We start from the raw sequence: 10,032 nt of genomic DNA, 5'->3' as shown, positions 1-10,032 counted from the left end.
GGCCGGCTGGTTGGGCGCCGATTAGCTGTGAGATTCGCGGGGGGCGTCGCAGGATTGGTCGATGATTAATATCCGCGCGCCAATGACTTCGGCGTGATGCAGACCCCAGTCGCTCACGGCGCCGATTGCATCCTTGAGACGCCGCCCATGCTCCGTCAGCGAATAAGTCACGGCGGGCGGGATTGTCTCGGTTACCTGGCGCGCCACCACGCCGCTGCGTTCGAGCTGGCGCAGCTGTTCGATCATCACTTTTTCGGTGACGCGCGGAATGGCTCGCCGCAGTTCCCCCGATCGAAAGTCGTGCTGGCTGAGATGCCATACGATCACGGGCTTCCATTTGCCGCCGATCGCCTCCAGCGCGGCTTCGACTGGACAATTGAAGAGAAGTTTACGGTTATCCATGTGCTTACTTTATAGTGCGTACTTGTCAATTTGTCAATACTATCGCACAATAGGCCAACGGTAAAGAGTGACAGGAGAACCAAGAGTATGAAGATCGGAATCATCGGAGTGGGCAATATGGGCGGAGCGTTGGGCGCCGCCTTCGCCCGGCAAGGCCACGAAGTGATGTTCAGCTTCTCGCGCAATCCCGATCAGATCCAACGGGCTGCGAAAAAGGCAGGGGCGACGGCGACCGTCGGCTCTCCGGCGGAGGCCGTCGCCTTTGGAGATGTCGTGCTGCTTGCCGTTCCATGGGGCGCCGTCCGCGTAGCGCTGGAGGCCGCCGGTCCGCTGGAAGATAAAATCTTAATCAGCTGTGTCAACCCATTGACCCCGGATTATCGCGGATTGGAGATCGGCACGACGACCTCCGGCGCGGAAGAAGTCGCCAAAATCGTCCCAAAGGCGCGCGTTGTGGAAGCGTTTCTCAATATCTTCGCCGGAATTCTGGAGTCCGGATCGACGAAGTTCGGGGATGATCTTCCCTCGGCCTTTTATTGTGGAGATGACGCAGAAGCGAAGGTTGTGGTGCGGGAGCTGATTTCGGACATTGGGCTGGAGCCGATCGACTCGGGGCCGCTGCAAAATGCGCGTCTTGTGGAGCCCGCCGCCGCGCTGGTGCTTTATTTGGGCGTGTTTCAAGGGATGGCGCGCGAATGGAGGCCGGGAGAGTTTACGGACCTATCGATCAAGCTTTTGCGTCGATAGGTTAGAGCGCGGTTTAAGTCTGAGGCAAAATCGAAGGAGGTTCCTGTGCTTCGCTTTTCGCGTCTTTTTCTTCCTGAACCATGGCGGGGCCGTCGCTGCTTTTTCGCGATTCGGGCTTGTTCTGCTCGGTCTCCGTGGAGATGGACGCCTTGACGACCCGCTCCGCGCGCCGGATGGAGACGACGTCGGTTTTGAGCTGTGGGAAGATATGCACCAGCACGACCTGGAGCGCGGCGGCGATCGGGACTGCGAGCAGCGTGCCGGGGATGCCCATCAGCGTGCCGCCCGCCATCAGCGCCCCCAGTGTCAGCAGTGGGTGCAGGTTGACGCTGCCGCCGATGATGCGGGGGGCGACGATATTGTCGAAGACCACCTGATGGATCAGGATCATCACGGCGGTGACGATCAGCGCGGAAGTGGGCCCATGCGCGATCAGTGCGACGCCGCCGATCATCAGTGTGGAAACGAACGCGCCGAAGTAGGGAATCGTATAGAGAATGCCGGCGGTGACTGCGAGGGAAAGCGCGTAATCCGTGAGCCCGGCCACTCGGAGCACGATATAGATGATGGTAATGTCCAGCAGCATCACCAGCATCATGCCGCGCACATAGTTGCCGAACACGGCGATCACTTCCGTGACGATGGTCAGAATATCGTCACGCCGCTCGCGCGGCGCCAGGATCAGCAGTTTGCCCAGGATCTTATGGAAATCCAGCAGCAGAAAGAAGGTCATGATCGGCACGATCACGACCCAGACCAGATTCTCCGCCCATGCGGGCAGATTGTCGCGCATCCAGGTCATCCCCTTGCCAAGGAGTTCGGGGAGATGCTTCGCCTGATCGACCACCGGGTTGCGCAGGACTTCCGGCACATGGTGGTGTTTCATCACCTGGGAGACGTACGCCGCGACTTCCTGAGGATTCCCGTGAAGGACTTCCTTGGGCAGCAGGTTGATCAGCTGGGACATCTGCCCGCTGGCGAGCTGATTTAAGCTTCGGACAATCAGCGCGCACACGCCCAGAAACAGGATGTAGATGATCGCGATCGCCAGGCCCCGGCGGTATCCGCGCCGCTCCATGCGGTCTACTTCGGGAATCAGAGTCATAGCGAAGATGGTCGCCACCAGGAAGGGGGGGATCAGGGCGCGCAGGGCGAAGAGCAGCCAGAGGACGACGGCGATGGCGCCCAGATAGGCAAGAATCGTGAAGAGGGAAACGACTTTTCTCTGATCGAACGATGGGATGGGGGGAAGCAAAGCGAGCAAGCCATTCTCAGGAGGACTTGTCGCCGCTCCCGCCGATCATGGGAAGGCCGATGAAGGTGCGCGGACCGAGATCCTCTTCCTCCAGCTCTTCCTCTTCAATAATGATATGGGTTCCTAAGAGTTCGAACAGATCAAACAAATTCCGGTTGGAATTGTCCTGAACGACGTAATTCGCCGCGACATCGTTAAAGTACAGAGGCTTTCGGCTGAGCGGGCCGGCGATCGTGAGCCACTCCGCGAAGACGAGGGCGGCGGTGCTGGAGGGAACGCCGCTCGGATCGCGATCAGCGAAGTCCTTGAGCGTCTGTCCTAAGGTGATCGTCTGTTCGATGAACGACGGGTCTGTGGGCTGGCTAGACATAAGCAGGCGTCAGATTTTCCAGGTGGTCTTCGACCCGCGTCAGCACCTTCAGGCGCAGGGCTTCGATGGCCGTGTCGCGTACGCCAAAGTAGTTGATCGTCGTGTAGCCGCCAAAGGTCTTGAAGCGCTCGTAAGTCGAGAAACGGGAGGAGTTTACCGGCACGGAGATGGACTCATTGGTGTCCGAGTCCAACACTTCCAGATTCTTGATAAAGCTGGTGATCCCGTCGGTATCCTTGATCCGCTCATTGTAAGATAGGCGGATCAGGTACTGCTTGCCGCCGCGCGTCGTATATCGTTCCGTGATATCCATGGGAATATTGTACACCTAAAAACGGCGTTTCCGTTTGCCTTTCACGCCGCTCACGCTCTTTTCCATCGGCTTTTCCTGCCGCGTCGCCGTCTTCAGCGCGCCGATGGAGATCGGCGCGGGATCGCGCAGCTTATCGGCCCAGGGGCCAGGGCGGTTCTTGAGCACGAACTGCCGCGTCCGCTCGGCCTTTGCTTTATCGCCGGCGCCGGCGTAGGCTTTCGACAGTAAATAATGCGCCTCGCCCGTGCTGTCCAAAAATCGCTGAGTCGCTCCTTCGAATGGATCGAGCGCCGCGACGGCTTCGCGCCAGGCGCCGCGCTCCACGAAATCGCGGCCCATCTTGAGCCGCGCGCCGAAGAGCTTGCTCACTCCCAGAAAAAAGAAAGCGAACACCGGCAGCATCGACACGAAATCGATGACTTTGTGCCACTTCCAGTAGGGACTGTGCTCATTGTTGAACTGCGCCATCAGCAACGGTGTCAGAAACAGCAGGGCGAATACCGCAATGCCGTAGCGCAGAATGATTCGTCCGAGCAATCGGTCCGCTTGTTCGTTGATGATCGGCTGGTCGGCGGGGCGTTTTGTGTTGGGTTTTGTGGGAGCGGGCATAGGAAATTTCTCAACGGGATTCTAGCATTTCCCGCACGCATTGTCAACGTGGCGATTGACATGGGGTACGCCTCATTGTATATTGTGATGGCGAATTATGAACCATTGAAATGGAAAGGTTCGAGGAGTTAGGCAAATTTGGCGGCGATCACCATCAAGAATTGCGGGATCCGCGTTCGGCATGACCGGGACTTCCAAATCGATCGGCCATTTGGAAGCGGAGATTATGTTCTGCTGCACTTTATCAGTCCGGTCGTCGTCCGCGACAAGGATGGTCTCCAGACGGTCAGTTCGAACGCCACAATCGTGTACACGCCGAAGTTTCCACAATACTATCACTGTCCCGAGGATCGAATCGATCACTCATGGCTGCACTGCCTGGGAGACGGCATGGAGGACATGATCCAGCGCTATCACATCCCACAGAACACGGTCATGCACATCGGTTCTTTGGGAGAACTTACGCCGTTTCTTCAGTCGGTCCGGCACGAACAGCTGTACCGTGAGCCATATTGGGAGGAATCTGTCGCCGCGAAGACCGAGGAATTCTTTTTGTCGCTGGGACGCACCATCCTCAAGCGCCATATTACTTCGCTCACGCCGTATCAGGACGAACTCCAGGAGGGAATCCGGAATGCCCGGGCTACGGCGCATTCGGATCTCGCGCGACGGTGGACAGTTGCGGAGATGGCGGCGCTTGCGAACCTCAGCACGTCGCGCTTCACGGCTCTGTACAGCCGATTCTATGGGGTCAGCCCGATTGATGATTTGATCGCTTCCCGCATTCGGCAGGCGATGTTCCTGCTCCAGACAAACTCGGCGACCGTGGATACGATCGCGCAGGAGTGCGGCTTCAGCAGTCCAGAGCACTTCAGCCGCATCTTTCGTCAGCGCAATGGATCCTCGCCCCGGGATTATCGGCAGATATCACACAGAAACGCCGGCGATTGAACGTTCGATTGTGAACGCGCAATCGCCGGCGGTTTTATTTTTCGGCTGCAGTCCCCTCTTATCCCACCTTCCATTCTAGAAGCCCGCCGGAGACTTTGTCTTGAAGTTGGACTTCGAGGCGCAGGGCGCTGGTCGTGATAGGGGTGAATGTGACCGTATTGTATTTGTCGGGCGCGACTCCATAAGCGGAGGCGCCGGTGACGGGTTTCCAGCTTGCGCCGTCCTTGTAGAGCAGGCGCCAGGATTTGGGAACGCGGCACTCGCCATGGCCGGTGTCGTCGAACCAGTAGGCCGAGGCGGTGGAGATCGTCTTCGGCTTTCTGAAATCGTACTGCGCCCACTCCTGGGTTCCGGTGTGGTCCCACCAGGTAAAGCGCGGAACGCCCATGTCATAGGACTGCTTCGGCTCCATGTTGTCGCTCAGCGCGTCGAGGCTGTCGTTGACGTGCGATGCGGAGGCGATCGTATCGGGGAGGACAGGGGTGAGCCATTCATGGGCGTCCGCGCCGCCGCCGATGGTTGGGAAGGACGTGATCCGCAGGCGCGCGGCGGCCATGGGGATCAGTGTCACCGTCTCGGTTGGCTCCTCAGATTTGACCGGGCTCATTTGCAGCGGAGTGACGACCTTTTCCGAGTCCGCGATCCAGTTTGGGATCTTCTTCGCCTTGACCCGCAGATGGATGGGCGATGTTTCGTGTGTGAATGGGTTCGCGGCGACGGGGCCGCCTTTCTGGGCCACATCGAAGGAATGCGCTGGATTGGATTTGTCCAGAACGAGACCATAGTTCCACGGCGTTTGCGGCAGGACGGAGTATTCCGGCCACTGATCGGTTCCGGCGTACTTTTCCCACTGCTCGCCGATGGCCAGCGAGTAGGTGATTGGGCCGCGATCGACGGAGACGGAGTTCTTGTTCTTGGTCCAGGTGCGTACACTGACTTTCATCGGCAGATGCAGCGCCACCGTGTCGTTGTTTTTCCATTCGCGGTCGACGATCAGGTAGGAATTGGGAGCGGCCTTGGCGGCGAGCGGCTTGCCGTTCACTCGAACAGTCGCGTTCGAGCACCAGCGCGGAATGCGCAGGTAGAGCGGGAACGAGACGGTCTTGGGAGACTTGATCGCCAGATGGATCGTGTCGCCGAAGGGATACTCGGTCGTCTGCGCGATTGTGATCGAGGTTCCATCGCCGACCTTCGCCGTCACGTCGGACGCCGCGTACAGGTTGGCGGCGAGGCCCTTGTCTGCGGTCGCATGCCAGAGGTTCTCCGCGTAATACGGCCACGCCATGCCGTAGTTGTGTGGGCAGCAGCGATAGTTGTGCACGCCCGGCTGGAAGGCGAGCATGGCGAAGTTGTTCTGGTACTGCTGATGTGTTTTGTTGTCGTTGTCGATCTGCACGCAGTTCATTGTGGTGATATAGTGCAGCGACTTCTGCTCGGGATCGTACGAAGCCGGCAGCATATTGAACGCCAACTCCTCGCAGCGGTCCATCCAGATTGGCTCGCCGGTCTGCCGGGTCAATATCTGGAAGCTCAGCATGTACTCGGCGATGCCGCAGGTTTCGAAGCCCTGGCGCGGATCGCCGTAGCCATGGCGCGCGTTTTCGTCGCCGGCGAAGCCGCCGCCGGCCATCTGGCCGAACTCACCCATGACTTCAGCATAGCGCTGCTTGGTGGCGCTGAGAAACTTGCCGTCTTGGGCAATGACGCCGTATTGGGCCGGCTCGCGGAAGCCCTGCGCGAAGTTAACGTTGTGCAGGCTGGCGATGGTATTTGTCCAATCCGCCGAACGCTCGTGGATCATCTTGACCAGATCGATCAGGAAGGCGTCGCCGGTGCGATTGTAGAGCCAGTAGATGCTGTCGATGTTATCGCCCCAGCGCACTCCGGCCCAGCTTTTGCCGAATGTTTCGGGGCGCTGTTTGCTTTGGAACTGGAAGAACTTCGTCAGAAATGGGATGACTTTGGGATCGCCGGTCACTTCGTGATACGACCGGATCGCATAGAGCGCGGGCATATGCGGCCAGAAGTCCGGATCGCCGTCCAGACCGGTGCGGGCGCGGCGTGGGCCGAACCACCCGTCGGGCTGCTGGCTTGCGATCATGCCCGTGATCCACTTGTTGGCGAGGGCTGTCACACGAGCGTCGCCAGTCACATAGCCGAGATCGGCCAGTCCACGCAGCCAGTATGTCACTTCTTCCCATCCGTCATCCGCATTGGGATCTACCCAGCCGTTGCCTTCATATTTTAGGAAATCGGAGACTTCGGGGTAACGGCCGCAAACGCCGTTGACTTCCAGATCGAGCTGATGGCGCAGCCATCCCCTGGGCTTCACGGCGCCCACGGGAAGTTTCAGAAACACGGATGGGGCAAGGGGGGCGCGGTTCGGCGTGTAGAAGCCGCCGGCCTGATCGGTGCCCGCGACCGCGACGCTCTTCACGCCGTTCGTGGCGGACTGAGTGTCCTTCGAACTATATCCGGCGAGCGCCGCGCCGCCGGCGGTGGCCAGGCCCAATTTGAGAAAATCCCTACGCTTCAATGAATAACTCCTTTGCGCGTCGCCGGTAGTTCTGGTCGGATTAAGCTGCGACGGTGGCGACGGGACGAATGCCTGTTTTGGGGCGTTCGTCACCTGAAAATTATATCATTGAGGCGTGGGAGGAGTCCATAGAACACAAGCACACTTGTTCGTAACAATCGTGACATGGACGCGGGGACTTCGCGGAATTGTCCTGCAAAGTCCCTTTTTAGGGCGTTCTTAGCGCTCCGTATAGTGCCGGTCGGGCAGAGCGGCCAGCGTTTGCGCGGCCTGCTCGGCGGTCAGATCGCGCTGGGCTTCGGCCAGCATCTCGTAGCCGACCATGAACTTCTTCACGGTCGCCGATCGCAGCAGCGGCGGGTAGAAGTGCGCGTGCAGCTGCCAGTGCGATTGGTCGTCCTCGGTGGCGGTCGGCGCGCCGTGCCAGCCCATGGAGTAGGGGAACGAGACTTCAAAGAGATTGTCGTAACGGGAAAGCATCCGCTTCAGAATGTCTGCGAGGCCATCTCGCTCGGCGTCCGTCAGGTCCGGCAGACGCAGCACGTGGCGGCGCGGCAGCAGCAGCGTCTCATAGGGCCATACGGCCCAGAAGGGGATCAGGGCGACCCAGTGGTCGTTCTGCGCGACAATGCGCGATCCGTCTTTGATCTCGCCGTCGAGATAGTCCACAAGCAAAGGCGCCTCGTGCGTTTGGCGATACGCGCGCTGCGTCTTGTCTTCCATGGCGGCTTCATTGGGCAGAAAGTCGCTCGCCCAAATTTGGCCGTGCGGGTGGGGATTGGAGCATCCCATGATCTCGCCCTTGTTTTCAAAGACCTGCACCCATCGGTATTTTGCGCCAAGCTCTTCGGTCTGCGCCGCCCAGACATCCACGACGCTCCGGATGGCGTCCACCGGCATCACGGGCAGCGTCCAGTCATGGCGCGGCGAGAAGCAGATCACGCGGCATTCGCCGGAAACCGCCTGAGTGTGGAACAGAGTGTCCGTGCTTGTGTCGGGATCATGAGGCTGCGGCATCAGCGCCGCATAGTCGTTTTGGAAGACAAACGCGCCCTTGTAGGCAGGGTTCGTCTCGCCGCCGGCGCGCTCGTTACCGGCGCAAAGGTAGCATTTAGGATCGTACGAGGGACGCTGCTCGCGCGCCGCTGTTTCCTGCTTCCCCTGCCAGGGGCGCAGCGTGCGGTGGGGCGAGACAAGGACCCATTCGCCGGTCAAAGCGTTTAACCGCCGATGAGGAATATCTGTGCGTAGCGTCATGGCAGTCCTTCGAATTCGAGATTGATCGTTTTGACCCGGCGGGCGCGATTGTGTCCCAGCCGAAATCACTCCCTTATTGTGACATGAAACGGTCAATAATCGCAAAAAGACCCCAGGTAAACGTTTCGAATTTATATTTAGGGTGCAAAACAGCAACTTTTTGCTGTTTGTGTCTCCAATCCAGGTGCTAGCGATGGCGAGGGTAATCCATACGATTCAATGCGGGGTCTCACAGGATGGAAAGTGAGCGATCTCATGGCGCGTATGGTATAACAAGAATACTGTAACGGAATGCGTCGCCATAAGAGAATGTTCACGTTTTCTCTTTCATAGTTTTTGAATTCCGGGCTACGTATATGCTTCCCAATCGTGGGCCTCGCCAGTCGATATTCAATTGTAGTCAAATTTAGACGGGCCTCTATGTCTCAACCTTCGACCGAATTATTAGATCGTGTGCTCATCAGCAAAGACCGGGGCGCGCCGCTGCACATGCAGGTGCGGGGAGTGCTGCGGGATATTATTGAAAATCAGTGCGTGGACGGTCAGGCGTTTTGGACCGAAACGATGCTGATGGACAAACTGAACGTATCGCGCGCCACCGTGCGTAAGGCGCTGGCGGATTTAACCCGGGAAGGGCTGCTCGTGCGCAAGGCGGCGCTCGGTACGACGGTCAGTAAAAAGATGGTCGCGAACACGCTTGGCGTTTTCGTTCACCAGTATAACTCGGATTATCAAAGCGAGCTTCTGCAAGCCTGCGCCGACGAATGCCGCAAGCGCGGCCTGCAAATGCTGCCCTACTATACGCACAACGGCGATCAAGTCTCGTCCGCGTTCGAACGAGTGAAATTGCCCCCGCATCAGCAGCGTCTGGTCATTATCGGAGAGACGGCGGGTTTCACCGGGCAGCTGTACAAGGCGCTGGAGGAATGCGGCTATCGCGCGATCGTCATCGACTCGATCGTCCCTGGATTCCGGGGCGCCTATGTCGGGACCGACAACGTGCAGGTCGTTCATATGGGAATGGCCCATCTGCGTTCACTGGGGCATCGGCGCATCACGCTGCTGGTAAACGAGCCGGCGTCTGTCGAATCCGTCCAGATCAAGATCCATACATTCGAGCAGATCTGCCGTGATGAGGGCTTGACCGACAGCCATGTGTTTCACTGCGGGACTCTTCTAGGCGAAAGCTCATTCGACGCCGCTTATCAATCGATGGACAAGGTCTGGCTTCAGGAGCCCCGACCCACCGCGATCTTTACTCTGTCCGATCCCGGCGCGTGGGCTGTGCTGAAATGGTGCGCCGGCCGCCGGATCGACGTTCCCAAGGATCTTTCGGTGCTCGGCTTCGAAGGCGTGCGGCCCAGCCGGTTTACTCATCCGGCCCTCACCAGCGTCGCACATCCCATCACGGACCTTGCGCGCCGCGCGATTGAACTGCTGTGGGAGCGGGAAACGCGTCAAGAGTTTCTGCCGCCGCAGTTCGTGAAGGGCGAGTCCACGGGCGCTCCCTCTTCGTAGCTTCTCCTTGATGCAGACTGAAGACTTGCCCCGCCAATGGATGTTCCATAGGCGGGGCTTTTTGTACCGATGTT

General features: G+C 58.9%; 10 protein-coding genes. 3 read left to right on the top strand and 7 right to left on the bottom strand.

The genetic code is table 11. The features are described from left to right. Positions 1 to 21: 21 nt before the first annotated feature. Positions 22 to 402 (bottom strand): helix-turn-helix domain-containing protein, encoded by a 381-nt coding sequence (locus ABIZ35_RS07450; protein WP_348219250.1) that lies wholly within the window; start codon positions 400 to 402, stop codon positions 22 to 24. Between the two features lie 30 nt (positions 403 to 432). Between ABIZ35_RS07450 and ABIZ35_RS07445 the strand changes: the two genes are divergently transcribed. Further along, the gene (locus ABIZ35_RS07445; protein WP_348219249.1) at positions 433 to 1,149 is read left to right on the top strand and encodes an NADPH-dependent F420 reductase; all 717 of its coding nucleotides are present in this window, start codon (positions 433 to 435) and stop codon (positions 1,147 to 1,149) included. A 13-nt stretch (positions 1,150 to 1,162) separates the two neighbouring features. Here the strand turns inward: ABIZ35_RS07445 and ABIZ35_RS07440 are convergent, their stop codons facing one another. From ABIZ35_RS07440 to ABIZ35_RS07425, 4 genes are read right to left on the bottom strand one after another with little or no spacing between them, the layout of a single operon-like run. Continuing rightward, positions 1,163 to 2,413, bottom strand: a complete 1,251-nt coding sequence (locus ABIZ35_RS07440) for an AI-2E family transporter (RefSeq protein ID WP_348219248.1) — start codon at positions 2,411 to 2,413, stop codon at positions 1,163 to 1,165. Positions 2,414 to 2,420: 7 nt separating this feature from the next. Then, positions 2,421 to 2,774, bottom strand: a complete 354-nt coding sequence (locus ABIZ35_RS07435) for a hypothetical protein (RefSeq protein WP_348219247.1) — start codon at positions 2,772 to 2,774, stop codon at positions 2,421 to 2,423. Further along, positions 2,767 to 3,087, bottom strand: coding sequence for a hypothetical protein (locus ABIZ35_RS07430; RefSeq protein WP_348219246.1), 321 nt, complete (start codon positions 3,085 to 3,087; stop codon positions 2,767 to 2,769). The genes ABIZ35_RS07435 and ABIZ35_RS07430 overlap by 8 nt, the downstream gene beginning before the upstream one ends. Positions 3,088 to 3,102: 15 nt before the next feature. Further along, positions 3,103 to 3,696: a hypothetical protein gene (locus tag ABIZ35_RS07425; RefSeq protein ID WP_348219245.1), complete on the bottom strand. Its 594-nt coding sequence runs from the start codon at positions 3,694 to 3,696 to the stop codon at positions 3,103 to 3,105. Positions 3,697 to 3,834: 138 nt separating this feature from the next. Between ABIZ35_RS07425 and ABIZ35_RS07420 the strand changes: the two genes are divergently transcribed. Beyond that, positions 3,835 to 4,647 carry an AraC family transcriptional regulator gene (locus ABIZ35_RS07420; RefSeq protein ID WP_348219244.1) on the top strand — a complete coding sequence of 271 codons (813 nt, stop codon included), beginning with the start codon at positions 3,835 to 3,837 and terminating at the stop codon, positions 4,645 to 4,647. Positions 4,648 to 4,705: 58 nt separating this feature from the next. Here the strand turns inward: ABIZ35_RS07420 and ABIZ35_RS07415 are convergent, their stop codons facing one another. Together ABIZ35_RS07415 and ABIZ35_RS07410 are read right to left on the bottom strand one after the other, a co-directional pair. Then, positions 4,706 to 7,183: a beta-L-arabinofuranosidase domain-containing protein gene (locus ABIZ35_RS07415; RefSeq protein WP_348219243.1), complete on the bottom strand. Its 2,478-nt coding sequence runs from the start codon at positions 7,181 to 7,183 to the stop codon at positions 4,706 to 4,708. 219 nt (positions 7,184 to 7,402) lie between these two features. Further along, positions 7,403 to 8,440: a UDP-glucose--hexose-1-phosphate uridylyltransferase gene (locus tag ABIZ35_RS07410; RefSeq protein ID WP_348219242.1), complete on the bottom strand. Its 1,038-nt coding sequence runs from the start codon at positions 8,438 to 8,440 to the stop codon at positions 7,403 to 7,405. A gap of 420 nt (positions 8,441 to 8,860) precedes the next feature. On the opposite strand from ABIZ35_RS07410, the gene ABIZ35_RS07405 reads away from it, so the two are divergent. After that, positions 8,861 to 9,958, top strand: a complete 1,098-nt coding sequence (locus ABIZ35_RS07405) for a substrate-binding domain-containing protein (RefSeq protein WP_348219241.1) — start codon at positions 8,861 to 8,863, stop codon at positions 9,956 to 9,958. Positions 9,959 to 10,032 lie beyond the last annotated feature (74 nt).

Source organism: Capsulimonas sp. (assembly GCF_039929585.1).
GTDB lineage: Bacteria > Armatimonadota > Armatimonadia > Armatimonadales > Capsulimonadaceae > Capsulimonas.
This window is presented reverse-complemented; position numbering and strand designations above follow the sequence as displayed.

Bases quoted from the DNA above. Each gene is read 5' to 3' on its own strand.
- ABIZ35_RS07450 (WP_348219250.1), bottom strand. From the start codon at position 402: ATGGATAACCGTAAACTTCTCTTCAATTGTCCAGTCGAAGCCGCGCTG.
- ABIZ35_RS07435 (WP_348219247.1), bottom strand. From the start codon at position 2,774: ATGTCTAGCCAGCCCACAGACCCGTCGTTCATCGAACAGACGATCACC.
- ABIZ35_RS07430 (WP_348219246.1), bottom strand. From the start codon at position 3,087: ATGGATATCACGGAACGATATACGACGCGCGGCGGCAAGCAGTACCTG.
- ABIZ35_RS07405 (WP_348219241.1), top strand. From the start codon at position 8,861: ATGTCTCAACCTTCGACCGAATTATTAGATCGTGTGCTCATCAGCAAA.
- ABIZ35_RS07425 (WP_348219245.1), bottom strand. From the start codon at position 3,696: ATGCCCGCTCCCACAAAACCCAACACAAAACGCCCCGCCGACCAGCCG.
- ABIZ35_RS07410 (WP_348219242.1), bottom strand. From the start codon at position 8,440: ATGACGCTACGCACAGATATTCCTCATCGGCGGTTAAACGCTTTGACC.